This is a genomic window from Labrys sp. HAY1-8F (genome assembly GCF_056754975.1).
In genome coordinates this window covers 2,669,306-2,693,809 of the sequence record NZ_JBPGWZ010000002.1, presented here as the reverse complement: position 1 = coordinate 2,693,809, position 24,504 = coordinate 2,669,306, and the positions used below count along the sequence as shown (strand labels likewise).

The 24,504-nt window shown below is 64.0% G+C and carries 22 protein-coding genes; 9 read left to right on the top strand and 13 right to left on the bottom strand.

All coding sequences use genetic code 11. The annotated features are described in order from the left end of the window. Positions 1–66 precede the first annotated feature (66 nt). The 4 genes from ACR9ZN_RS21570 to ACR9ZN_RS21555 form a co-directional block, all read right to left on the bottom strand. Positions 67–900 (bottom strand): carbohydrate ABC transporter permease, encoded by an 834-nt coding sequence (locus ACR9ZN_RS21570; RefSeq protein WP_481273143.1) that lies wholly within the window; start codon positions 898–900, stop codon positions 67–69. 17 nt (positions 901–917) lie between these two features. Continuing rightward, positions 918–1,796 (bottom strand): carbohydrate ABC transporter permease, encoded by an 879-nt coding sequence (locus tag ACR9ZN_RS21565; protein ID WP_454816477.1) that lies wholly within the window; start codon positions 1,794–1,796, stop codon positions 918–920. A 259-nt stretch (positions 1,797–2,055) separates the two neighbouring features. Next, the gene (locus ACR9ZN_RS21560; RefSeq protein ID WP_481273142.1) at positions 2,056–3,339 is read right to left on the bottom strand and encodes an ABC transporter substrate-binding protein; all 1,284 of its coding nucleotides are present in this window, start codon (positions 3,337–3,339) and stop codon (positions 2,056–2,058) included. A gap of 125 nt (positions 3,340–3,464) precedes the next feature. Beyond that, the gene (locus ACR9ZN_RS21555; protein WP_434958481.1) at positions 3,465–4,139 is read right to left on the bottom strand and encodes a GntR family transcriptional regulator; all 675 of its coding nucleotides are present in this window, start codon (positions 4,137–4,139) and stop codon (positions 3,465–3,467) included. A gap of 255 nt (positions 4,140–4,394) precedes the next feature. Here ACR9ZN_RS21555 and ACR9ZN_RS21550 point away from each other — a divergent pair, with 255 nt between their 5' ends. Beyond that, entirely contained in the window at positions 4,395–5,504 is a 1,110-nt protein-coding gene (locus ACR9ZN_RS21550; protein WP_481273141.1) for a hypothetical protein, read from the top strand. A 116-nt stretch (positions 5,505–5,620) separates the two neighbouring features. Here the strand turns inward: ACR9ZN_RS21550 and ACR9ZN_RS21545 are convergent, their stop codons facing one another. Further along, on the bottom strand, positions 5,621–5,869 hold the full coding sequence (locus tag ACR9ZN_RS21545) for a GlsB/YeaQ/YmgE family stress response membrane protein (protein WP_434958479.1): 249 nt from the start codon (positions 5,867–5,869) through the stop codon (positions 5,621–5,623). A 231-nt stretch (positions 5,870–6,100) separates the two neighbouring features. Here ACR9ZN_RS21545 and ACR9ZN_RS21540 point away from each other — a divergent pair, with 231 nt between their 5' ends. Both ACR9ZN_RS21540 and ahcY read left to right on the top strand, forming a co-directional pair. Further along, on the top strand, positions 6,101–6,583 hold the full coding sequence (locus ACR9ZN_RS21540; protein ID WP_434958478.1) for a YidB family protein: 483 nt from the start codon (positions 6,101–6,103) through the stop codon (positions 6,581–6,583). Positions 6,584–6,757: 174 nt separating this feature from the next. Continuing rightward, positions 6,758–8,158, top strand: a complete 1,401-nt coding sequence (ahcY, locus tag ACR9ZN_RS21535) for an adenosylhomocysteinase (RefSeq protein WP_481273140.1) — start codon at positions 6,758–6,760, stop codon at positions 8,156–8,158. 87 nt (positions 8,159–8,245) lie between these two features. On the opposite strand, the gene ACR9ZN_RS21530 is transcribed toward ahcY, so the two are convergent. Beyond that, positions 8,246–8,986 carry a superoxide dismutase gene (locus ACR9ZN_RS21530; RefSeq protein ID WP_481274379.1) on the bottom strand — a complete coding sequence of 247 codons (741 nt, stop codon included), beginning with the start codon at positions 8,984–8,986 and terminating at the stop codon, positions 8,246–8,248. Positions 8,987–9,220: 234 nt separating this feature from the next. On the opposite strand from ACR9ZN_RS21530, the gene ACR9ZN_RS21525 reads away from it, so the two are divergent. Both ACR9ZN_RS21525 and ACR9ZN_RS21520 read left to right on the top strand, forming a co-directional pair. Beyond that, complete coding sequence (locus tag ACR9ZN_RS21525; protein ID WP_454816470.1) at positions 9,221–9,631, top strand: OsmC family protein; 411 nt, start codon at positions 9,221–9,223, stop codon at positions 9,629–9,631. Between the two features lie 134 nt (positions 9,632–9,765). Then, entirely contained in the window at positions 9,766–10,887 is a 1,122-nt protein-coding gene (locus ACR9ZN_RS21520; protein ID WP_481273139.1) for a lysozyme inhibitor LprI family protein, read from the top strand. An 81-nt stretch (positions 10,888–10,968) separates the two neighbouring features. On the opposite strand, the gene ACR9ZN_RS21515 is transcribed toward ACR9ZN_RS21520, so the two are convergent. The 5 genes from ACR9ZN_RS21515 to ACR9ZN_RS21495 all read right to left on the bottom strand — a co-directional run bounded on the left by ACR9ZN_RS21515 (position 10,969) and on the right by ACR9ZN_RS21495 (position 16,112). Then, entirely contained in the window at positions 10,969–11,670 is a 702-nt protein-coding gene (locus tag ACR9ZN_RS21515; RefSeq protein ID WP_481273138.1) for an ABC transporter ATP-binding protein, read from the bottom strand. Next, positions 11,667–12,545, bottom strand: a complete 879-nt coding sequence (locus ACR9ZN_RS21510; RefSeq protein WP_481273137.1) for an ATP-binding cassette domain-containing protein — start codon at positions 12,543–12,545, stop codon at positions 11,667–11,669. The genes ACR9ZN_RS21515 and ACR9ZN_RS21510 overlap by 4 nt, the downstream gene beginning before the upstream one ends. Then, positions 12,538–13,374, bottom strand: a complete 837-nt coding sequence (locus ACR9ZN_RS21505) for an ABC transporter permease (RefSeq protein WP_454816462.1) — start codon at positions 13,372–13,374, stop codon at positions 12,538–12,540. The genes ACR9ZN_RS21510 and ACR9ZN_RS21505 overlap by 8 nt, the downstream gene beginning before the upstream one ends. After that, complete coding sequence (locus tag ACR9ZN_RS21500; RefSeq protein ID WP_454816460.1) at positions 13,374–14,432, bottom strand: ABC transporter permease; 1,059 nt, start codon at positions 14,430–14,432, stop codon at positions 13,374–13,376. The genes ACR9ZN_RS21505 and ACR9ZN_RS21500 overlap by 1 nt, the downstream gene beginning before the upstream one ends. Before the next feature lie 96 nt (positions 14,433–14,528). Beyond that, positions 14,529–16,112 carry an ABC transporter substrate-binding protein gene (locus ACR9ZN_RS21495; RefSeq protein ID WP_481273136.1) on the bottom strand — a complete coding sequence of 528 codons (1,584 nt, stop codon included), beginning with the start codon at positions 16,110–16,112 and terminating at the stop codon, positions 14,529–14,531. 362 nt (positions 16,113–16,474) lie between these two features. Here ACR9ZN_RS21495 and ACR9ZN_RS21490 point away from each other — a divergent pair, with 362 nt between their 5' ends. From ACR9ZN_RS21490 to olsA, 3 genes are all read left to right on the top strand, one after another. Continuing rightward, positions 16,475–17,725 carry an efflux RND transporter periplasmic adaptor subunit gene (locus ACR9ZN_RS21490; RefSeq protein ID WP_434958469.1) on the top strand — a complete coding sequence of 417 codons (1,251 nt, stop codon included), beginning with the start codon at positions 16,475–16,477 and terminating at the stop codon, positions 17,723–17,725. 17 nt (positions 17,726–17,742) lie between these two features. Then, on the top strand, positions 17,743–20,937 hold the full coding sequence (locus tag ACR9ZN_RS21485) for an efflux RND transporter permease subunit (RefSeq protein WP_481273135.1): 3,195 nt from the start codon (positions 17,743–17,745) through the stop codon (positions 20,935–20,937). A 297-nt stretch (positions 20,938–21,234) separates the two neighbouring features. Further along, complete coding sequence (gene olsA, locus ACR9ZN_RS21480; protein WP_481273134.1) at positions 21,235–22,002, top strand: lyso-ornithine lipid O-acyltransferase; 768 nt, start codon at positions 21,235–21,237, stop codon at positions 22,000–22,002. An 11-nt stretch (positions 22,003–22,013) separates the two neighbouring features. Here the strand turns inward: olsA and ACR9ZN_RS21475 are convergent, their stop codons facing one another. Then, positions 22,014–22,556, bottom strand: a complete 543-nt coding sequence (locus ACR9ZN_RS21475; RefSeq protein ID WP_454816452.1) for an NADPH-dependent FMN reductase — start codon at positions 22,554–22,556, stop codon at positions 22,014–22,016. A gap of 234 nt (positions 22,557–22,790) precedes the next feature. On the opposite strand from ACR9ZN_RS21475, the gene ACR9ZN_RS21470 reads away from it, so the two are divergent. Further along, positions 22,791–23,651, top strand: a complete 861-nt coding sequence (locus ACR9ZN_RS21470; RefSeq protein ID WP_481273133.1) for a DUF2189 domain-containing protein — start codon at positions 22,791–22,793, stop codon at positions 23,649–23,651. 69 nt (positions 23,652–23,720) lie between these two features. Here ACR9ZN_RS21470 and ACR9ZN_RS21465 read toward each other — a convergent pair whose 3' ends face one another. Continuing rightward, entirely contained in the window at positions 23,721–24,503 is a 783-nt protein-coding gene (locus ACR9ZN_RS21465; RefSeq protein WP_481273132.1) for an anti-sigma factor family protein, read from the bottom strand. Position 24,504: the final 1 nt, after the last annotated feature.

Here is a 24,504-nt window from a genome sequence, read left to right as displayed (position 1 = left end):
TTGCTCTGGCTCTTTGTTCGAACGCGTCTTTGCGATTCTTGGTGATTCGGTCAGCATCGCAAAACGCTATAGAGCGAGGCCGCGCACGAAGTGCTTCTGCAGCATGAGGAACAAGAGGAAGGTCGGCAGCGAGACGATCAGGGTGGCGGTGATGATGGTGGGTGCGTCGGCCTGGCCGTAGAGGCTCTGCATGCCGAGCAGGGCGACCTGAACGGGGCGGGCATCGGGTGAACGCACCAGGATCATGCCGAAGAGCAGGTCGTTCCACACCCAGGTGAACTGCACCAGCGTCAGCATCAGGAAGGGCGCCTTGGCGAGCGGCATCATGATCTTCCAGAACACTTCCCAGCTCGAGGCGCCGTCCATTTCGGCTGCTTCCTGGATGTCCCAGGGCACGGTGAGAAAGAAGCCACGCATCACGAAGGTGGCGAAGGGGATGCAGATCGCGGTGTAGAAGGCGAAAAGCCCGATCTTGGTGTCGTAGATGCCGAGGGCGATGTAGCTCTTGAACAGCGGGATCAGATACATCTGCAGCGGGAAGATCGTGCCCGAATAGATGAACAGGAACCAGCCCAGGCCCCGCGGCAGCTTCAGCCTGACGATGCCATAGGCGGCGAAGGCGGCGAGCAATACGGCCGTGAGGGAACTCGCCGCGCCATAGAGCAGCGAGTTGATAAAGCCGCTCTGGATCCCCTGCGCCCAGGCATTGGCGATGTTGTTGAGGAGGTTGAAGCTGGTTGGCAGCTTCAACGGACCGCGTGTGTAGTCGGCGGCCGTCTTGAGCGTGTTCATCAAGAGGAAGGCCATTGGCGAGAGCCAGACCAGCGTCACCGCCAGCATGGCGCCCGAAAGGATGGTTTTCCTGCGATCGCCGGATTGCGCCACGCTTGCACGTTCCATGGCTATACGCTCCATGACTAAACCTGGCTTTCGCGCGCGAGCATGTTGCGCAGATAGAGATAGGAGAACACCAGCGAGAGGGCGGAGATCACCACGGCGACGGCCGAGGCGTAGCCCATCTTGAAGTTGGCGAAACCCTCCTTGTACATGGTCACCGCCAGGGTTTCGGACATGCGGGCCGGGCCGCCGCCGGTCATCACCCAGATGGTGTCGAACACCTTGAACGAGTTGATCACCGCCAGGAGGGAGGCGATCACCACATAGGGCATCAGCATGGGGATGATGATCTTGGTGGCGAGCACGAAGCCGGCGGCACCGTCGAGGGTGGCTGCTTCCACCGGTTCCTTGGGCAACCCCTGCAGGCCGACCAGAAAGATCATCACATTCAGCCCGGTCGCCTGCCAGGTATAGGCACCGATCATCGCATAGGTGTTGTAAGGCTGGACATAGAGCCAGTTCACCTTGAGTGCCCCCAGGCCGATGGTGTCCAGGAGGATGTTGAGGGCGCCCTGGTCGCGCAGCACGAAGCCGAAGACGATGCCGGCGGCGGAGGCCGAGATGGTGGCGGGAATGTAGATGCAGATCTGCATCAGCTTCGCCCCCTTCAGCCCTGAAATGGCATAGGCGAAGAAGAAGCCGAGCCCGACCGGCAAAACCACGCCCAGCACCATCCATTTCAGCGTGTTGACGAAGGGGCGGGTGAAATTGGCATCCGTCACCAGCTTGAAGAAGTTCTGCAGGCCGATGAAACGCGGCGCGGTCATGCCGTTCCAGTCGGTGAAGGCGAGCAGGGTGGTGTAGAGCATCGGCAGGATCAGGAAGACGCCCACCATCAGCGCCGCCGGGGCGACATAGAGATAGGCTTCGCGCTGCTTGTGGTCGGACAGGGGGGACATGGGAGAGCCGAGTGCTGGGGTTCAGGATAAGGCGCCATTCTCCTTCCCCACGAAGCTGGGGAAGGTGTCGTTGCAAAACAACGACGGAAGGGGTGTGGCGGGCAGCGCGTGGAACATACCGAGCTGACACGACGGTCGAGCAGGCGTGCCAAGGCCCGCCGCCCCCCTCCGACCCGACTTCGTCGGGCCACCTCCCCCAGCTTCGTGGGGAAGGCGAACTGAGCCTCATTCTGCGAGCGTCGTGGAGAAGTGCCGTCTCTCACGGCTTGGGATGGGCTGCCCAGTAATCGTCGGCGATCTTCTGCAGGTTCTGCATCACCTCCGGCGCGGAATTCGGGTCGAGCACGAATTTGGAGATCTCGTCGACGGCCGCTTCGGCGATCGGCGAGGGCGTGGTTTCCCAATAGCGGCCGAGCAGCTTGTAGTTGCCCTTGACGACCGCATCGTTCAGCTTCGCCACCTCCTTGTCATCCGGCAGCTTGGCATCGGCATTGGCGACGAGGAAACCGGTGAGGTCAGCCCAGCGCTGCTCGCCTGCCTTGCTCATCCAATACGCGGCAGCCTTCACGGCGGTCTCATGCGTGTCGGAGTTCTTCGACACCAGCAGCGGCCCCGCCTCGAAGATCACGCTGGGCGGCAGGCTGGCCTTCTTGTTGGGCAGCACGAACAGGCCCCAATCGCGTCCCTCGATCGTGCCGGCCTTGGTGACGGTGTCGGCAAACCAGGTGCCGACCAGCATGTGAACGACTTTTCCCTGGGCGAAGGAATTGTTCATGCTGTCGCCGGTGGTGAAGCCGAAGGGCGAGGTGCCGTCATCCATCCAGCCCTTGGTCATCCAGTCCTTCCAGGTGGCGAAGGCGGCGGCGACCTGCGGATCGGTATATTTGGCCTTGCCGGCCATCAGCTTCACATAGAAATCCGGATCGGATCGCACCAGGAACTCGGAAAACCAGATGAAGGCCGGCCAGCGTCCCTCGATGGTCTGGCCGATCGGGATCTTGTTGGCAGCCTTGATCTTGGCGAGGTTGCCCTCCAGTTCTTCCCAGGTCTTGGGAACCTCGAGGCCGAGTTCCTTGTAGACGTTCTTGTTATAGAACATCGCCCAATAGGCGACATTATTGGGCACGGCATAGATCTTGCCATCGAAGCTGAAGGCATCGGCCACTTCCTGCTTGACCTTGCCTTCGGCCAGCAGAGGCTTCCAGATCGCCGTCAGGTCCTCCAGCAGGCCTGCCTCCACCAGGTCCTTCATGCGGTAGCCGGACCACCAGGTGAACATGCCCGGCGCCGAGGTGGTCGGCAGGGCGGCTCGGACGGCGGCCTGGTAATTGGTGGTGTCGCCGAAAGGCGTGACCTGCCAGCTCGCAGTAGGGTCGTCCTTGCCATAGGCCTCGAAATTGGCCTGCCAGCCAGCCTTGTCATGCGAGACCGTCAGCTGCGGCTTGTCGGCGGCGTGGGTCGCCGAGGCCACCAATCCCGCGGCGAGCAGGCCGGCGACGGCCGCCAGGCAGATTCCCCCTGATCGAGCCCTGGGCCCGATCAAGGGGAATCTGCAAGATGCCAGAAATTGGCGGAGCTTCGTGACGATCATGGGTTCCCTCCTGCTTGCGGTCGTTGCCGAAGCTTTGGTTTTGTCGTTAGGGTGGCCGCCTTTCCGGCGGCTCTGGTTCAAGGCGTGCGCGCGACGAAACTGTCGAGCGCCTGCAGGATCGTGCGCAGATGGTTGCGCATCGCGATGGCTGCGGCGTCCTGGTCGCCGGCGGCGAGGCCGGCAAGGATGTCGCGATGTTCTGCGATGATGGCGTCTGACCGGTTCGGCCAGTTCACGGTGACGAAGCGCAGGCGGTTGAGATGGGCCTTCATGTCCTCCAGCTCGTCAGCGGCGGCGAGGCAATCGACCGTTGCGAAGATGCGGCGATGGAAGGCTTCATCCAATTCGTAGAAACGGCGCAAATCCTTGCGGCCGGCGGCGAATTCCTGCTCGTCCACGATGCCGGCCAGAGCGTCGAGGTCGGCCTGGTTCGCCGCCTGACAGGCCCTGCGGCTGACTTCCACCTCGACGACCTCGCGAATGAGCTGGGCAGCCTTGACCTTTTCCACCCGGATCGGCGCAACGACCGTACCGCTCTGCGGAAAGATCTCAACCAGGCCGAGATTGGCAAGACGCAGCAGGGCTTCGCGCACCGGCGTGCGGGACACGGAAAGGCTGGCGGCGATCTCCGCCTCGCGGATCGGCTGCTGGGGCCTGAGCACGCCAAGCACGATGTCGCTGCGCAACATCTCATAGACATTGGTAGCGGTGGAGCGCGGCCTCACATTCGCATGTCGCAGCGTGTCCAGCATGGCGGATAGCTCCGATGATCGGTTCCTGCGTGACGTCGATTAATATATTAGTGCATTTATATTGTTGCAAGCGCCTTCTTCGCCGGTGTTCGAAATCCTCCGGCGGGACAGAAGACAAGCGGGCGAGGAGCGGCACTTTGCGGCAGCTTGCCGCCTGTTGCGTCTGGCCACTTTTGGATCATACTGGCGGCGAGGGAAGTCTATCTTGTTGTTTTAACACGAATAAAAACAGCCGATTCAGGGGAGATGCAGTTCATGGCCGCCGATGAGGAGTTTGTCACGGTCGAGGCGCGCGGCATCCGCGTGACTCTGGATCTTGCGGTCGGGCATATCCGGGAACTCATGGTGGAACGGGACGGACGTCAGGTCGCGCCCCTGCATCGTGCACCCTGGTTGGAGGAGGCGCATGCCGCCGATACGCCGGCCCATCTCCGGCGTCTGTCGGGCGACTTTCTCTGCGCGCCGTTCGGCCTCAGCGATGTCGATGGTTCGCCGGCCCATGGCTGGCCGGCCAATTCGGCCTGGAAGCCTGTCGAAATCCGCGCGATCGATGGTGGGCGCCAGGCTCGTTTCGAGCTGGAAAAACGGGTGATGGGCGCACGCGTCGTCAAGGAACTCACCGTTCGCGACGGCCATCCCTTCCTGTACCAGCGCCATCTGTTCCAGGGCGGGGATGGTGCCGTCTCGGTCGGCCTGCACATGATGGTGTCGCTGCCGCAGGGCGGACATCTGAGCTTTTCGCCCAAGCGTTTCGTCGAGACGCCAGCCGATCCGCAAGAGGCCGATCCGCTCAAGGGGCGCTCGGCGCTGGCTTATCCCGCGCACTTCAGCGATCTCAAGAAGGCGCCGCTTGCCGATGGCGGCACGGCCAATCTCAGCTGCTACCCCTTCGATCGCAATCACGAGGATTGCGTGATGATGCCCGAGGCGCCTGGCCGGGAGCTCGCCTGGGGCGCCGCACTGCGGCACCACGAGGCGGATCTGGTACTGAGCCTGAAGCGGCCGGAAGATTTTCCCTCCACCCTTTTGTGGATGAGCAATGGGGGGCGCTATTACAGCCCCTGGAACAGCCGCCATCGCGGCGTGCTCGGCCTGGAGGAAGTGCGGACCTATCTGCTGGCGGGCCACAGGGCGTCGGTCGAACCGAATGACTATAGCGAGCAGGGCATCCCGACCTCGATCAGCCTGACGCCGTCGGGAGAGGTCGACCTGCGGCAGGCCATCGGCATCATGCCGGTGCCGCCGGGCTGGGACCGGGTGACGGAGGTGGAGACGCGCGCAGACCGGCTGGCCGTGCTGTCCGACGTCGGCGAATTCAGCGTGCCCTACGATCCCGCCTTCGTGCTGCATCGCCAAGGCGTTTAGCGATTTGCCGGCATCGGCGAAAATTGCAAAGACGCATCGAAACAAGGAGCTAGGGGCCGACAAGAAAAAGGCCGGTCATGCGACCGGCCTTTCAGCACGATTTGATCTCGGCAGGGTCAGCGCCGGGCCAGGGCGTTGTAACCCACCAGCACGATGATCGCGCCGGCAATGGCAATGAGAATACTGCCGATGTTGATGCCATCGACGGTACCGATACCCATGGCCTTGGCAATGAAGCCGCCGACGAGGGCGCCGATGATGCCGATCACGATATCCATCAGCAAACCGGAACCCGATTTGTTGACGACTTTGCTGCCGACAAAGCCCGCAATCAGGCCCAGAATAATCCAAGACAAGATACCCATGGAGTCGCCTTTCCCTCGTGGCGGATGACAGATCCGAATCTTACCATTAAATGATCGTAGGGGCGCAAATTCTTTTGGCAAGAGGGAACCTGCCGTAAGGCAAAGTCAATCTTGGAAAAATTTTTGCCGCATTCACTGTTGTAAAATGCTTGTCGTTGGAGACAGGATACACAACATTGGAGGAGACCGCGGTTATCGCGGCACCCCATTCTTTCACGAGGAGACGCAGACATGGGCTTTTTCGACACCGCCGTGAACGATGCCGTGCCACAGAACAGTCTCACCAAGCCGCTGATCATCGCGGCCGGTGCGCTCCTGCTCGCGAAATGGCTGAAGGGGGGCAGCGAGGATGCCCAGCCCGATACGCAAGCTTCCACTCCCGTGCCGGCGCCGGCTCCCGAGCCGTCTGCACAGCAGGCGGATACCTCCGGCGATGGCGGGTTGCTTGGTGGCCTCGGCGGCCTCCTGGAGAAATTCCAGCAGTCGGGCCAGGGGGACGTGATCAAATCCTGGATCGGCGGCGGGCAGAACCAGCCCATCCAACCGGGCCAGCTCGGTCAGGTCCTCGGTCAGGACACGCTGAACAACCTGGCCCAGAAGGCCGGCGTCAATCCCAACGATCTGCTCGGCCAACTCGCCCAGCACCTGCCCGAGATCATCAACAAGCTCACGCCGAACGGCCGCCTGCCCAATCAGAACGAACTCGGGCAGTAAAGGCCGGTTTGCGAGCCGGATAAAGCTCTCAGCAAGGGCGGGCCTGACGGCTCGCCCTTTTGCATGATCGGCCGCCAGCAGTGCGTACGTCACATAAAGAAATCCTTATATCCTTATTGCCGATGGCTGCCGACTGTGCTAGACGCCCGCCATGTCAAATGCGGGATGCATCGAATGAGCACGCACGATTACATCGTCAAGGATATGGGTCTGGCCGATTGGGGCCGTAAGGAAATCGAGATCGCCGAGAGCGAAATGCCGGGCCTGATGGCCACGCGCGCCGAATATGGCCCGCGCCAGGTGCTCAAGGGCGCCCGCATCGCCGGCTCGCTCCACATGACCATCCAGACGGCCGTGCTGATCGAGACGCTGAAGGCCCTCGGCGCCGATGTGCGCTGGGCTTCGTGCAACATCTATTCGACCCAGGATCATGCCGCCGCAGCCATCGCCGCTGCCGGTACGCCGGTCTTCGCCGTCAAGGGCGAGTCGCTCGAAGAATATTGGGAATACACCCACAAGATCTTCGAATGGGCCGATGGCGGCACGCCCAATTTGATCCTCGACGATGGCGGCGACGCCACCATGCTGATGCATCTGGGCCTGCGCGCCGAGAAGGGGGACGTCGCCTTCCTCGAGACCGCCGACAATGAAGAGGCGGAAGTACTGTTCGCCGCGATCAAGAAGCGGCTCACCACCCATCCGGGCTGGTACACCAAGAATGCCCTCGCCATCACCGGCGTGACCGAAGAGACCACCACGGGCGTGCATCGCCTTTACGAGATGGCCAAGAAGGGCACGCTTCTGTTCCCGGCCATCAATGTGAATGACTCGGTGACCAAGTCGAAGTTCGACAATCTCTATGGCTGCCGTGAATCGCTGGTGGACGGCATCCGCCGCGGCACCGACGTCATGATGGCCGGCAAGATCGCCATGGTCGCCGGCTTCGGCGATGTCGGCAAGGGCTCGGCTGCTTCCTTGCGCAACGCCGGCTGCCGCGTGCTGGTTTCGGAAGTCGATCCGATCTGCGCCCTGCAGGCCGCGATGGAAGGCTATGAAGTCGTCACCATGGAGCAGGCTGCGCCGCGGGCCGACATCTTCGTCACCTGCACGGGCAATGTCGACGTCATCACCCTCGACCATATGCGCGCCATGAAGGACCGTGCCATCGTCTGCAACATCGGTCACTTCGATTCGGAGATCCAGGTCGCCGGCCTGCGCAACCTGAAGTGGACCAATGTGAAGCCGCAGGTCGACGAGATCCAGTTCACCGACGGCCACCGCATCATCCTCCTGTCGGAAGGCCGCCTGGTCAATCTCGGCAATGCCACCGGCCATCCCTCCTTCGTGATGTCGGCATCCTTCACCAACCAGACGCTGGCTCAGATCGAGCTGTGGACCAATCCCAGCCAGTACGGCAAGCAGGTCTACACGTTGCCCAAGCATCTGGACGAGAAGGTCGCCTCGCTCCACCTCGCCAAGGTCGGCGCCACCTTGACCAAACTCTCGGACAAGCAGTCCGCCTATATCGGCGTGGAACAGAACGGCCCGTTCAAGCCGGAACTCTACCGCTACTGAGTTCGCTCGACACGCATGCGTTTCAGCCCTTCCCGCAACTGCGGGGAGGGCTTTTTTGTCGCTTGCCGTACCGCCCTGCTACGGCCGTCAGATCACCAGCTTGCCCTGCTTGGCGAGTGCGTAGCGGTCGCCGATCTTGCGCCAGTCGACCACCTGCCACCAGGCCTTGAGATAATCCGGCCGGCGGTTGCGGTAGGTCAGGTAATAGGCGTGCTCCCAGACGTCGTTGCCGAAGAGCGCGCGCTTGCCGTCCATCAGCGGCGTGTCTTGATTGGGCTTGCTGTCGAGGGCGAGCTTGCCCTCGTTCGTCACCGTGACGAAGGCCCAGCCCGAGCCGAAGACCTTGGCGCCGGCGGCACCGAAGGCTTCCTGCAGCTTGGCGACACCGCCGAAATCGCGCTCGATGGCAGCGAGAACCTCGCCTTCGGGCTCGCCGCCCTTGGCGCCCATGATCTGCCAGAACATGGAGTGATTGACATGGCCGCCGAGATTGTTGCGCACCATCTGGCGGACACTCTGCGGCACCTTGTCCAGGCTGGCCAGAATGTCGGTATAAGCCAGGTCTGCCAATGACGGTTCCTGCTTCAGGGCCGCGTTGAAATTGCTGACATAGGCCTGGTGGTGCTTGTCGTGATGCAGCGTCATGGTTTCGGCATCGATGGTCGGCGCCAGCGACGAGGCCTGGTAGGGGAGAGGCGGCAGTTCGGCCGGCCCCTTCGGGTCCGTCGACGCCGAGGCAGCGGCGCTGGCGGGAGCAAGCCTGGCGCTGGCGGCCAAGGCAGCGCCTGTCGCGGCGGCAAGGAGGGTGCGACGGTTCAGCATGGTCATGGTCATTGAAAACGTCTCCGGCCTGTTGGATGAAGAGTCTCGAGCAATGAGGCGGATCGCCCGCGGTCGAGTACCGCGGGCGGAGCGTAATGAAGCTATTGCGGTAATTTGGTGGTACCGAGGCCGCAAGCGCGTTCATGACTGAGCGCCTGCTTGCTCTGGTACCGCGTTTCGAGGCGTCTTTGTGATTTCTGGCGCTTCCGTCTGACCGCAAAGCGTTTTTGGGAGAACGGCATGTCGGTTGCAAAAGTGAAGCCGAGGCAGACGGGGGCGACGGCCGTGCTGTCCCGTTTGGGACAGCCGGTGGTGACATCGGCCACTGGTGGCGAGATCGGCGTGGTCACCCGCCCTTCGGAGGCCGGCTTCAATCCGCTCGACCTGCTCTATGCCTCGCTGTCGGCCTGCCTCGTGCTGAGCGCCCGTATCGCCGCCAGTAATCTCGGCGTGCTCGACAGGCTCGGCGAGGTGCGAGCCGAGGTGAAGGGCGAGAAGGCGGCGGACGAACCCTCGCGCATCGAACGCTTCCATGTCGCGATCGAGATCAGGGGCGATTTCGACGAGGCGACGAAAGCGGCGATCATTGCCGATGCGGAGCGGATCTGCACGGTCAGCAACACGCTCAAGAGCAGTCCTATCCTGAGCTGAGCTTCAGTCGCGGACCATCCGTACATTCCGGCATGGATCCGCCGGTTTTGTGCCGAGAATGCCGGTCAAAGGCGATGGCCGGACAGGCCGGACCTTCTATAGCCTCTCGCCATTCTCCTTTGCGAGTGTCGGCGATGCGCTATTTCGGTTTTCTGATCCTTTCGATCCTGCTCGCAGTCGCGCAGCCGGCCTTGGCGCAGGACAATGCCTGCACCAAGCCGGGGGAGACCGGTATAGAGGGCCTCGAAAACCTGCTGCGAGAGCAGAAGAGCTGCAAGGCGGCGACGGCGCTGCTGAGCGAATGCCGGTGGGGTTCCAGCGCCGATACCGGATTCAGCGCCATCGTCGTCTCCATCTGCGAAAAGGAGTTTTACCAGCGGCTCTCCAAGGCGGCTCAGACCGATTATGGCGAGCGCATGCAGCTATGTGCCTACCGTTATGCCGGCCAGCAGGGCACGCTCTATATGTCGATGGCAGCGACGTGCCAGAGCGAGGTCGCGGCGCGCTCTGCCGATCCGGACGCTGCCCGCGAGCCGCTTGGCCGCGCGAGCTTCAACTGCGGCAAGGCGGTAACGGCGCTGGAGAAGGCGATTTGTTCCGACCGGAAATTGGGACGGGCCGATCTCGTCTTGGCGCAGAGCTATCGCGAGGCGGTCGCGAGCCTGGATGCTGACGGGGAGACGCGCGGTGCTCTCATAGCCGATCAGCGTCGCTGGCTCGATCGTGTCGCCCGAAAATGCCATCTTGCCGATGGCGGCACGCCGTTTTCTGCCAAGAGCCTTGCCTGTGTCCGCCGCGCTTTCGAGGAGCGCTTTGCCTTGCTCGACAGTTGCGGCGAGGCGGGCATCAGCGTCGATTGCCTTGCCGGGACGGAGGACGGCGCAGCCGATCCGGCCCGGCGGGCGAGTTTCGATTGCGACAACCCCTCCACGCCGCTGGAAATCGCCATCTGCGCCAACTCGGACCTCGGGCAGGCGGACATCAAGCTCGCTGCCATCTACGAAAATGTGAAGAAGACCGCGGGCGGTGAGCCGGACAGGAAGCTTCTGGTTGAAAGCCAGCGCTTATGGCTCTCCTTCGTGCAAGGAACCTGTCCGCTCGGCGCGGTTGGCGGCATTCCGCCGGTGCTGGGGCGTGCTTGCGTACGTTCCGCTTTCGAGCTGCGCGGTAAACAACTCACGGCTTGTCTGTCGAAGCCGGACATCGACCGCAAGACCTGCCTCGATGATTTCAGGATCCTCGAAGACAAGAAGTAGATTTTGGAGCGTTTTCCAGAAAAGGTGGCGGATGATTGGGCCTCTACGCGAGGACGTCCGCGTTTACCGACGGAGGGGACCTCAGCCGCGTGCCAGATCCTGCCGGTCGAGCAGCGCCTCGATCCTGCCGCCCGCCATGCGCGCCGCCCTGTCGCACATATGGCCGATCACGTCCGGGTCATGGCTCACCAATACCAGCGTCATGCCATGGCGCCGCTTGAGGTCGTTGAGCAAATTGAGAATGCCGGCCTGGACCGAGATGTCGAGCGCCGAGGTCGGCTCGTCGAGCAGCAGCAGGCGGGGCTTGAGCAGCAGGGCCCGGGCGATGGCCACGCGCTGGCGCTGGCCGCCGGACAGCTCGTGCGGATAGCGCCCGGCGATCTCGGCGGCGAGGCCGACATCGGCGAGAATGCTGTCGACACGCCCGGGAATATCGGTCTCCCCCTGCACTTCGAGGGGCTCGCCGAGCACGCGCGCGATCGTATGGCGCGGATGCAGCGAGGCATAGGGGTCCTGGAACACCATCTGGATGTCACGCCTCAGGGCGCCCTCGATGGCGCGTCCCGGCTGCAGGGGGTGCCCGAATACCGAGATCGCGCCCTGCCAGTTCAGGTTCAGCCCGGCAATGACTCGTAGCACCGTACTCTTGCCGCAGCCCGACGGGCCGACCAGGCCGAAGGTCTCGCCGGGCTCTGCGGCAAAGCTCACTCCGCGCACGGCGGCGAAGCTTCGGCCCCGGCGCTGGAAGCTGACCTCGAGATTGTCGATCGACAGCGCCATCATGGCCGTACATACCCCGAGAGAAGCGCTTGTGGCATGTCGGGGGTCGGCAGGCGGGTGCCGTAGGTCGCTGCCGACGGCCGCGCCTGCCACAGGCCGCGCGTATAGGGATGGCTTGCGTGGGCGAGTTCGTTGGCCGGGAGGGCATCGACGATCGACCCCTGGCGCATCACCAGGACACGGTCGGCGAAGCGGGAGACCTGCTGCAGGTCGTGGCTGATCAGGAGCAGGCCCATGCCGCGCTCGCGCGCCAGCCGCTCCAGCAATTCGAGAATCTGATCGCGCACGACATGGTCGAGAGCGGAAGTCGGTTCGTCGGCGATGAGCAGCTCCGGCTCGCCGATCAGCATGGCCGCGATCATCACGCGCTGGCCCATACCGCCGGAGAGCTCGGCGGGCAGGCTGCCATAGACACGCTCCGGATCGTCGAGCCCGACCTGGGTGAGCATGCTGAGAGCCTTTCGTCGTCGTTCGGCCCTGGGCAGGCGACCATGCAGCAGCAGGGCTTCCTCCACCTGGCGTCCGATACGGTGGGCCGGATTGAGCGAAAATTTCGGATCCTGCAGCACCAGGCCGATCCGCCGGCCGCGCAGGCGCTGCCAGCCCCGGGTGTCGAGGCCGGCGAGGTCGGTTTCGCCGAGCCGCAGCCCCGCGGCCCGTGCCGTAAGGCTCGTCGGCAGCAGGCCCATGATCGCCCGCGCGGTCAGCGACTTGCCCGAGCCGGATTCGCCGACAACAGCCACTTTCTCGCGCCCGACCTCGAAGGAGATGCCGTGCACGAGCTGCCGGGGTGCCGCACCGCCGTCCGCTTTGCCCCCGGCTGTCCGGCTCTTGGTTTCGATCACCAGATCCTCGACCTGCAGCAGGGCATCAGTCATGGCGCGGATCCAATATGTCGCGCAGTCCATCCCCCAGCAGGTTCAGGGCAAGGCTGGTGATGAAGATGGCAAGGCCCGGTGCGGCGGCGATCCACCATTGGTCGAAGATTACCTTGGTGCCATCGGCCACCATCGAGCCCCATTCGGCCATGGGTGGGCGCACGCCGAGGCCGAGGAAGCCGAGGCCGGCGGCGGCCAGGATGATGCCAGCGAGATCGAGCGCCAGGCGGATAATGGCCGAGGGCAGCACGAGGGGCAGCACATGGCCGAGAAGCAGGCGTGGCCCCCTGATGCCGACCATGGACGCGGCGGCAAGATAGTCGCTGCGAGCAAGGGCTGCGGTCTCCACCCTGGCGAGCCGCGCATAGGCTGGCCAACTCGTCAGGGCCAGAGCGAGGGCGCCGTTGACCAGGCCCGGGCCTAGAATGGCGACGAAGGCGAAAGCCAGCACCAAGCGCGGGAAGGACATCACGATGTCGGTCAGGCGCATCAGTATCCGCTCGGTGAGGCCGCCGAAAAAGCCGGCGAGAAGGCCGACCGCTACGCCGAGCGGGGCCATCAGCACGGTGACCAGGACGATCAAGAGCAGGGTCGGCTGGGCGCCGTAGATCAGGCGCGAAAGCAGGTCGCGTCCGAAGCCGTCCGTGCCGAGCCAGTGCTGCCAGGACGGAGCGGCGAGGCGGATGGCACTGTCCTGCAGGTTGGGATCGTAGGGAGCGATCAGCGGGGCGGCCAGGGCCATGAAGACGAGCAGAGCGAGCACGCTGGCCCCGATTAGGGCGGATGACGAACGGCGCAGCGCCGCGAGAGAGATTGCAAGGGAGGCCATCAGGAGCGCTCCGCCAAGGCAGCCGGATCGACGCGGGTGACGATCAGGTCGGTAAGGCTGTTGAGCAGCACGAAGGCCATGCCGATCGCCAGCGTCGAGCCGAGGATGGCGGCGGTGTCGCCGGCGAACATGGCGACGGTGAGGTAGCGCCCGATGCCGGGCCAGGCGAACACGGTCTCGGTGAGCACGGCGCCTTCGAGCAGGCTGGCATAGGCGAGGGCGATCACGGTGATCAGCGTGCCGGCCACATTGGGCAGAATATGGACCAGCACCACCCGCAGGGCGCCGGCTCCCTTGGCGCGGGCGGTGAGCACATATTCCTTGGAAAGCTGTTCGAGAATGGCCGCGCGCGTCAGCCTCGAAATGCCGGCCATGGCATAGAGGGCCAGCACCGCCGTCGGCAGGACGAGATGGGCGAGGGCGCTGCGCAGGGCGCCGGGCGTTCCCGAAAGCCAGGCGTCGATCAGGGCGAAACCTGTGACGGGCTTCATGGTATATTGAAAGACGATGTCGAGACGGCCGGGCCCCGGCGCCCAGTGCAGTCGGGCATAGAAGAGCAGCAGAAAGATCAGGCCGAGCCAGAAGATCGGAGTCGAATAGCCGATCAGCGACAACAGGCGGGCAATATTGTCGAAAAGGCCGCGCGGCCGCAGCGCCGCCAGGATGCCGAGCGCCAGGCCGAGCAATGCACCGATCAACGCTGCGGCTGTGGCGAGTTCGAGCGTCGCGGTGAAGGTACGCAGGATGTCGGAGCGGACGGGCTGGCCGGTCGAGGAGGCGATGCCGAGATCGCCCTGGACGACATGGCCGAGATAGCGCAGGAATTGCATCACCAGCGGCTGGTCGAGCCCGAGCTCGCGGCGCGCGGCCTCATAGCTCGATTGGCTGGCGTGATCGCCGACCTGCTGCAGCGCGGGGTCGATGGTGGAGAGCCGGGTCAGGACGAAGGTGACGACGATCAGGCCGAACAGCGTGAGCACCACGGATAGCAGCCAGCGCAGCACCCTGAGCACCGGGCGGAAGAAGGGCCTGGTGCCCGACGTTTCGTCAGTTTGCATGTCCGGGTCCTGGAGGTGGCGCAGGTGCTACGCCGCGGCGTCATGAGAGAGAAAGCCGTCTCGTTCCACTCTCGGCGATTGGAACGAGACCTCAAGTCATTTCTCGACCTGATCGTAATAGACCTGATCGGCGTTCAGGCCCTGGGCATAGCCCTTGACGGCCTTGCTGAGCACCACCTGATCACTGCCCTGGAACATCAGCACATAGGGGGCGCTCTTCTGGATCTTGCGCTGCAGTTCCTCATAGAGGGCGGCGCGCTTGGCCGGATCCTGCTCTTTCACCGCGGCGGCCGTCTCGTTGCTGAGCTCGGGGATCACCCAGCCGGCCTGTTTGGCGATGGTGTTGTACTTGTTGTCGCGGTTGATCGCGAAGGCGCTGGCATTGGAATGCGGGTCGAAATAGTCCGGGATCCAGTAGCGCAGCGTGAATTCATACTGGCCCGAGCGGCCCTTGGCATAGATGTCGCTGGCGACGCCCGGCTGGATGTCGAGCGTGAGGCCGGCCTGGCCGAAGGTCTGCTGCAGGGACTGGGCGATCTGCAGATAGGGTTCCTCGTTGAAGACGGGGAAGGCGATCTTCGTCGGGCCGATGCCGGCATCGGCCAGGATCTTCTTGGCCCTCTCGACGTCAAGCTTGTAGGGATTGTCGTTCAGCGCACCCGGGAAGCCGGCGGGCAGGAAGGCCTGGTGTACCTGCGACTGGCCGCGCAAGAGATTCTTGGCGATGCCCTCATAGTCGACAAGATAGCGCGCTGCCTCCCAGAAGGCCGGATTGCCGAGGGCGGCTTTGGCCTTGGTGTTGATCAGGAGATAGTCCGAGCGCGCCGAGGGTACGGCGAGCACGTTGAGCTTGCCCTCCTTCTTGAGAGCGTCGATCTGATCGGCGCCGAGCCCACGGGCGATGTCGATGTCGCCCTGCTCCACCAGGAGGCGGCGGGCGGCGGCATCGGGAACATTGCGCAGGATCACGCCCTGCAGCTTGGGGGCGCCACCCGGCGAGGTCGGGTTGGCATCCAGCACCAGCGCCTCATGCGCGGTATAGGTGTTGATCTTGAAGGCGCCGCTGCCGGCCGAGTGCGACTTCAGCCAGCCATTGCCGAAATCACCGTTGGCAGCCTGCGGAGCGACCGTGGCCTCATCGACGACGGAGGCGATCGGCGCGGTCAGGATGGCGAGCACGAAGGCGGGGCCGACATCGGCCTGCCAGCTCAGCTTGAGCTTGCCGTCGTCGACCTTGGTAATGGACTTGTCGACATTGTCGGCGTTCCAGCCGAGTTCGCCCAGGATGAAGGAGGGCGCCTTATTGAGCTTCACGGCCCGGGAGAAGGAGAAAATCACGTCTTCCGGGCGGACGGGATTGCCGGAGGCGAATTTGGCGTCCTTGGCCAAGGTGAAAGTCAGGCTCTTGCCATCGCTGCCTGCCTCCCACGAGGTGGCGAGCGCCGGCTCGATGCGGGTGCCCTCCTGGCGGTTCGACTGCACGAGGCGCTGGTAGAGGGCGTTGAAGGCCTGCACCGTCGTCAGCTCGAAGCCTTCGGCCGGATCGAAGCTGACGGCATCGTCGATTGACTGGCCGATCACCAGCAGGCCGGGCGGCGTCTCGGCCTGTGCCGTGGCCACCAGCATGGTCGACAGGCCAGCCAGCATGGCGATGCCGGCCTTCTTCCAGAACTTACCCATTTCACACCTCATGACAGCCGGAACCTTCGATGAATGCCCGGTTCACGGCCCTTCCGCCGTGACGATTAGGCAAGCCGGTTATAACGGTCAATATATTTCTATCAATCTTGTAGACTGTTGGTCGCGACCGCGATCCGCCTAAGCCGTGATCACGAAATTTCGGTTCCTTTACACGAAAACGTGTGCGGGCGGAGCCTTGTTATGCCGGGCGAGAAACAATGCGTTCACATACTCGCTGCAATTTGTGCGCATGGATACACTGCAGCACCCGTTTCCGGATATATTCGGGAGCGGGGCGTATCGTTTTGAAAAAGGGGGAGGCCTCGCCTGCCCGGATTTAATGAAGATCTGATGGCGGCTCGATGAAGCGTCTTCTCAATTTCGTGCTTATTCTCGTTGTGGTCGTTGGCCTGGCCTGGTGGCAGCGTGCCGCCCTGGTGCCCTGGCTGGTACAGACGGTGCCGGCCTCGAAGTCACTTATCGCTGCTCTTCCCGGTTTTGCCGATGCTCTGCACAAGCCCGAGGAGCCCCAGCCAGCCGGCGGCGGCAGCAAGTCCGCGCAGCGCAACGTCGCGCCCGTGCCCGTGGTGCTCACCCAGGCGGTCGCCAAGCAGATGCCGATGGTTATCGATGCCGTCGGCACCGCCACGCCCTATGCCTCCATCCAGATCCGCACCCGCCTCGACAACACCGCGGTGACGAGCGTCAACGTCGCCGAGGGATCCGAGGTCAAGCAGGGCGACATTCTCTTCACCCTGGACGATCGTGCCATCAAGGCGCAGGTCGCGCAGATCCAGGCCCAGATCGCGCGCGACCAGGCCCAGATCGCTCAGGCCCAGATCGACCTTTCCCGCGCCAATGACCTGCTCGCCCGCAATGCCGGCGCGGCGACCACGCGCGATACGGCTGCCACCGCTCTCAAGGTCGGGCAGGCTCAGCTCCAGGCAGACCAGGCCTCGCTGGAAGCGGCGCAGGTGACGCTCGATTATACCGTGATCCGCGCGCCCGTGCCCGGCCGCATCGGCTCGATCCCGGTCAAGCCCGGTTCGACGGTGCGCACCTCCGACACCAGTCCGCTCGCCACCGTGAACCAGCTCGATCCGGCCGTAGTGGCCTTCTCGATCCCGCAGGCACGCCTGGCCGAGTTGCGTGAGGGCATGGCGAAGGGGCCTGTGCGTGTCGACGCCATCACCGGCAAGAATACGCTCACCGGGCAGGTGTCCTTCGTGGAGAACACCATCGATGCCGCCACGGGAACCATCCTGGTCAAGGCCGACATTCCCAATCCGCACGAGGTCCTGTGGGGCGGTGCCTTCGTCAATGTGCAGGTGGTCCTGCCCGATGCCAGCCCGCAGGTGGTGGTTCCGGACGCTGCCGTTCAGCTCGGCCAAAAGGGGAGCTACGTCTTCGTGGTGAAAGATGGTAAAACGGCTGAGCTTCGGCCCGTGACCGTGGCGCGCGTCACCGGCGCCGATGCCGTACTCACCAGCGGCGTCGAGAGCGGCGAGCAGGTGGTGGTCGACGGCGTGTTGCGCCTGGTCGACGGCGCGCCGGTCGCCATCAATGCGGGAGCCAAGGAGAGCACCGCCGCCAATACCAGTGCCAAGAGCTGAAGCCGGGAGACAAGCCGTTGCTTTCGGAACTGTGCATCCGCCGCCCGGTCATGACCATCCTGTTGATGGTCTCCTTCATTGCGGCCGGTTGGTTCGGCTACCGGCAATTGCCGGTGGCGGCCGTGCCACGCGTCGATTTCCCAACCATTTCGGTGACCGCGACCCTGCCGGGCGCCAGCCCCGAAACCATGGCGTCTTCGGTGGCCGCCATTCTCGAGAAGCAGTTCTCGGCGATCTCCGGCATCTCGACGATGTCGTCGACCTCCTATCTCGGCTCGACCCAGATCGTCCTGCAGTTCGACCTCAACCGCAACGTTGACGGCGCGGCGCTGGACGTGCAGGCGGCGATTGCTACGGCGCAGCGCCAGTTGCCGAACGAGATGACGACACCGCCAAGCTTCAGGAAGGTCAACCCGGCCGACCAGCCGGTGATCTTCATGGCGCTGACCTCCGACCAGGCGCGCACATCGGATATCGACCGCTTCGCCCAGTCCAACATTCAGCCGCTGCTGGCGACGTTGCCGGGCGTCGCCCAGGTCAATATCTGGGGTTCGCAGCAATATGCCGTGCGGGTGGAGGCGGACCTCGACCAGCTCACTGCGCGTGGACTGACCCTCGACGATGTGCAGAAGGCCGTTGCGGCCGCCAATTCCAACACGCCGGTCGGTTCGACCAGCAATAACGGCCGCAACCTCATCCTCGATGCCACCGGCCCGATCCGCTATGCCAAGGGCTATATGCCGATCGTGGTGTCGTCCAAGAACGGCGCCCCCGTGCTGCTGCAGGATGTGGCGCGGGCCGTCGACAGCGTGGAGAACGACAAGACCGCAGCCTGGCGCAACGATACCCGCGGCATCATCATCGCCATCCAGCGCCAGCCTGACGCCAACACGGTCGCCGTGGTCGACGCGGTCAAGAACACCCTGCCCAAGATCCGCGAAAGCCTGCCGGTCGGGGTCAGCCTCGACATGCTGTTGGATCGCTCCGTGCCGATCCGCGCCGCGGTGGAGGACGTCGAGTTCACACTGGGCCTGTCGATCCTGCTGGTGATCATGGTGATCTACTTCTTCCTGCGCAGCGCGCGGGCCACCCTGATCCCGGCCATCGCCCTGCCGATCTCGCTGATCGGCACCTTTGCGGGCATGTATGTGCTCGGCTTTTCGATCGACAACATCTCCCTGCTCGCCTTGACGCTGTGCGTCGGCTTCGTGGTCGACGACGCCATCGTCATGCTGGAGAACATCGTCCGCCATGTCGAACTGGGGCAGAAGCCCTTCGCGGCCGCTCTGATCGGCTCGCGCGAAGTCGGCTTCACCATCCTGGCGATGACGCTGTCGCTGATCGCTGTGTTCATCCCGGTGATCTTCATGGGCGGCATCGTCGGGCGGATGTTCTCCGAATTCGGCTATGTCATGGCCATCGCCATCCTGATCTCCGGCGTGGTCTCGCTGACGCTGACACCGATGCTGTGCTCGCGGCTGATCAAGGAGCATCAGGAGGAAAAGCGTCCGGGTCTGCTGCTGCGCCTGTTCGAGGCCGGCTTCAACTGGTTGACCAGGGGCTATGCCCTCACGGTGCGCTGGGCGGTCAATTCGCCTGGCTTCATGCTCACCGTCACGGCAGCGACCTTCGTCGTTACCGCCATCCTGTTCGTCAACATCCCCAAGGGCTTCTTCCCGCAGGAAGACATGGGCTTTGTCAGCGTCTCGACGGTAGGCCCCGACGATGTCTCCTTCGAGGCCATGATGGCGCGCCAGCAGGCCGTCGTCACCGAATTGCGCAAGGATCCCGACGTCGTCTCCATCCTGTCGAGCATCGGCGGCGGGGCGACCAGCCAGATCAGCTCCGGCTCCATGAACATCCAGTTGCGCGACAAGCCGGCGCGCCAGGACCCGATCGATGTGGTGATCAAGCGCCTCGCCCAGGAAGCGGCGAAGGTGCCGGGCATCAACACCTATTTCCAGGCGGTGCAGTCGATCAATATCGGCGCCACCCGCTCGCGCAGCCAGTATCAATACGCCCTGATGTCGCCCGACGTCGATGAGCTCAGGGCCAACGCCCAGAAGCTGCAAACGCGCATGACCCAGATTCCGGGCATCACTGGCGTCAATTCCGACCTGCAGATCAAGGCACGCGACGCCGTCGTCTCGATCGACCGTGACAATGCCGCCAAGCTGGGCATCACCGTCGACCAGATCCGCTCCGCGCTCTATTCGGCCTATGGCACCAGCCAGGTCTCGACCATCTATGCGCCCGAAAATACCTATGAAGTGATCCTGGAGGCGAGCCAGGCCTACAGCTCGCCGCAGGACCTGATGCGAAAGCTCAATGTTCGCTCGAACTCGGGAGTGCTGATCCCGCTCGACAGCGTGGCGCGAGTCGAGCAAAAGCCGTCGGCCGTCTCGCTCTCCCATATCGGCCAGCTGCCTTCGGTGACGATCTCCTTCAACCTCCAGCCCGGCGTCGCACTCAGCCAGGCGGTGGACGCCATCCAGCAGGCGACGGCGGAGCTCGACATTCCCAAGACGATCTCCACCCAGTTCCAGGGCACGGCGCAGCAGTTCCAGGATTCGCTGGCCAGCATGCCGCTCCTGCTCTTCGCCGCGGTGCTGGTGGTCTATATCCTGCTCGGCATTCTTTATGAGAGCTTCATCCACCCGATCACCATCCTGTCGGGCCTGCCGACGGCTGGCATTGGGGCTCTTTTGACCCTGCAGATGTTCTCTATGGACCTCTCCATCATCGCCATGATCGGCCTGATCATGCTGATCGGCATCGTCAAGAAGAACGCCATCATGATGGTGGACTTCGCCGTGCAGCGCCGCTCGGCGGGTCTTTCCGCCAAGGAGGCCATCGTAGAGGCGGCGGTGCTGCGCTTCCGCCCGATCATGATGACCTCGCTCGCCGCCATCCTCGGTGCGCTGCCGATCGCCCTCGGCCATGGCGCCGGTGCCGAACTGCGCCGGCCGCTCGGTGTCACCGTGGCCGGCGGCCTGATCGTGTCGCAAATGCTCACCCTCTACATCACGCCGGTGGTCTACCTCGCCCTTGACCGTGTCGCCGGCTGGTTTTCCCGCAAGCCGGAGGATCTGCCGGCACGCACCGACGACGTCCTGCCCGAACCGGAGCAGCACGACGTGCAGCCGTCCGCGCCGGATGTGCCCGCTATCGCCGCCGAGAAGAAGTCCGGCCTGATGACCGCGGCGGAGTAAATTTCCTGGGATCGCAGGCTTCCAGCCCATAGGCGCTAATTTTGCGGCCGGAGGCGCGGGTAGCGTGGAGGGTCGATCTCCACAGCTCCATCAATTGATGGAGCGAGATCGACCACCTTTGTCCTCTATGTGGCTCGACATTTCCAAGATGGTCGATCTGGAGATCGACCCTCCAATCTGGTGCCACCACCCAAAGTTAGCGCTTATGGGCAGGGACGTCCGCGCACCCGGCGAACCCCATTTGCCCTCCACCCCAGCTTTCGCCTATGAAGGCCCCGATTCCCCGGATGCCTTCCCATGCGCCTCAAGGCGATCTGCCGTATTGCTGCCGTCGCTTTGCTGGCCCTGCCCCTGATCCCGCTGCAATGGCTGGCCGTGAAACGGGACTGGGCGCTCGCCCGCCGCCTGCCGGTGTTCTTCCATCGCAGCGTGCTCGCCATCATCGGCGTCAAGGTTGCCGTCAACGGCGTCCAGGCTCGGCAACGGCCGCTGCTGATCGTCGCCAACCATGTCTCCTGGCTCGACATCGTGGTGCTCGGCGCTCTGGCTCCCCTGTCCTTCATCGCCAAGAGCGAGGTGCGCGGCTGGCCGGTGATCGGCCTGTTCGCCCAGCTGCAGCGTTCGGTTTTCATCGAGCGCGAACGCCGCTACAAGACCGGCCACGCCACCGCCGCCATCGGTGCCCGGCTGAAGTCGGGCGATGCCATGGTGCTGTTCGGCGAAGGCACCACCGGTGACGGGGTGCATGTGCTGCCCTTCCGCTCGGCTCTGGTGGGTGCGGCGCGCGAGGCGCTCGATGGCGGCGAGGCCGCCGCCTATGTCCAGCCGCTCGCCTTGCGCTATGCCAAGCGCGGCGGGCTGCCGATCGGGCGCGGGGCGATGAAGGAGGTCGTCTGGATCGGCGACATGGATCTGGCGCCGCATCTCGTCGGCATTCTCTCCGGTCCACCGATCGACGCGGTGGTGAACTGGGGCGAAGCGATCGCCTGCGACGCCACCACCGATCGTAAGGCCCTGACTCGCCAGCTCGAGGCCGATGTCCGTCGGCTGGTACGGGTGAGTTAGCCGGGGCCTCCCTACTCCGTCTGTACGGAGGCTTCGATCGTCCGCGCGAGGGCCGTCAGTGCCGCCATGACCGACGTAGCGATCTCGGCGTTCCCGGCCATGCCGGCTGCGTCCAGCCTGGACGCCAGCAAAGGCAGCGTGATCGAGGCTTCCTCGACGATGCGGGCCGACATCGTGGTCAAGACCAGGCGCAAGGCCGCCTGCGCGTCGCTGGCGCGCGGGGAGGCATTGAACAGGGCGACCGGCTTGCCCGGAAATTCGAAGCTGCCGACCAGCCAGTCGAGAGCATTCTTGAAGGAGCCCGGAATGCCGCGGGCATATTCCGGGCAGGAGATCAGGAGGCCGTTGGAGGCGCCGACCTGGCGCCGCAGGGCTGTAACAGCCTCGGGCGGATTATCACCGTCGAGATCCGGGTTGAAATGGGGCAGCGTGCCGATGCCGTGATAGGGCTCGATCCGCATGCCGGCCGGCGCCAGCAACCCCGCCGCTTCGAGCAGCACGGTATTCGACGAGCCAAGGCGAAGGCTGCCGGATAGTGCGAGAAGTGTGATCATTGGCGAATCCGATGCTGTTCCGAAGGCCCACTCTTACCGACGGCCGGGCGGGCGGCAAGCACACGCGCAAGTGACAGGACCGGGGCGAGATAGGAGGCTGACATTCGCCCTCATGAGGCGTATTGTCGCGGCTCTCCAGGTCGTGTTCGTCGTGGTTGTTCCCGCGTCGATATCCCCGTTCGACGCTTCCCACTTCGGTTGCGGCCTCTCGAAATTCCTTTCGGGAGTAGGACCATGACGATCAGAAATCCCATCGAATGGGGTATCGATGCCGTCCGCGGCGCCGCCAATGGCGTGGGCGCCCTCGGTACCACCCTGCATCGCCCCGCCGCCCAGTTCGAGACCTCGACGCCCGTCGTCCGCCAGATCGGTTTTGCTGATCTGCGCGAGGTCCTGATCAAGGGCTTCCAGGATTTCGGCGCTTATCGCACCGACGTCATCTTCATCGGCCTGATCTATCCGCTGGCCGGCCTGGTACTGGCTCAGTTCGCCTTCGGCAACGGCATGCTGCCAATGCTCTTCCCGCTGGTATCGGGCTTTGCCCTGGTCGGCCCGGTTGCTGCGATCGGGCTCTACGAAATGAGCCGCCGCCGCGAGCAGGGTCTCGAGGCCACCTGGGCGCATACGCTCGACGTGGCGCGATCGCCCAATTTCGGTGCCATCCTTGGGCTTAGCCTGATCCTGGCCGTGATCTTCGCGCTCTGGCTCGGTGTCGCCGCGCTTATCTATCGCTATACGCTCGGCCCGGCCCTCCCGGTCTCGGTCTCCGCCTTCGTCTCTGATGTCTTCACCACCGGCGCCGGCTGGGCGATGATCGTGCTCGGCGTGGGAGCCGGCTTCCTGTTCGCCCTGGTGGTCCTGGCGATCAGTGTGGTGTCCTTTCCCATGCTGCTCGACCGCAAGGTGCGGATCGGCACCGCGGTCAGGACATCGGTGGATGTGGTGCGCGCCAATCTTGGCCCGATGCTGGCCTGGGGTTTCATCGTCGCCTGCGCCCTGGTGCTCGGCTCGCTACCCGCACTGCTCGGCCTGATCGTCGCCATGCCGGTGCTGGGACATGCGACCTGGCATCTCTACCGCCGCGCGGTAGGATAGCAGGCTCCAGATATGCTCATGCCCGGGCTTGACCCGGGCATCCAGCGTTGGTGGGCCGAAGTACAGCCCTCATTTCGGTGAGGCCTCGACGAAATCCTGCTGGAATTGCTTCAACTCCGCTTGGTTCAGGTCGGAAACCGCCCAGAAATTCAGCCCTGCCTGGGTCCAGTTCAGGAGCGTGTAGCCCTCGCGCTCGCCGGCTGGGGCAGGGGCGTCCGTATCAGGCCAGATGAAGAGATTGATGACATGGCCGCTGCGCCGATAGATCAGCGCGGCGACCACCCGGCCATTGAGATAGTCCACACGCCCGCCGACCAGCGGGAAACCCTGAGTCTTGAGATCCATCACCGGCGGCGAGAAATCGATCTTGCCGTTGAACCAGGGCTTGACGGTGTGCTGGTCGGAGGTGGCGACGTCGGTCAGGTGGTTGGCGAGCAAGGAATGGACATGGCTGGAAATCAGCTCGTCTTCCAGTGGCGGGCCCGGTTGCGGCCGCATCGTCACGAACAGCGCGCAGGCGGCCAGGACGGCCAGCGAAGGCAGTAGGCTCCAGCGCGTGAAACGGTCGACAAACAGGCGCCAGTCGAGGCCGGCGAGGGGGGAAGTCCGGGGAGCACCGGCTTCGCGGCGCAGGGCCGCTGCCACTCGGCCATGCAAGGTTGCGGAGGCCGGCCAGCGCACGCCGTCCTGGGTGATCATTGCCCGGATCGCCTCGATTTCGGCAAGTCGCGCGTTGCAGTCGGGGCAGCCGGTGAGATGGTCCTCCACCCGCATGGCGTTGGCAGCGTCGAGTTCGCCATCGGCATAGAGCTGCAGCAGCTTGTCCCAGTCCTGGTGGGATGTTTCTGGCATG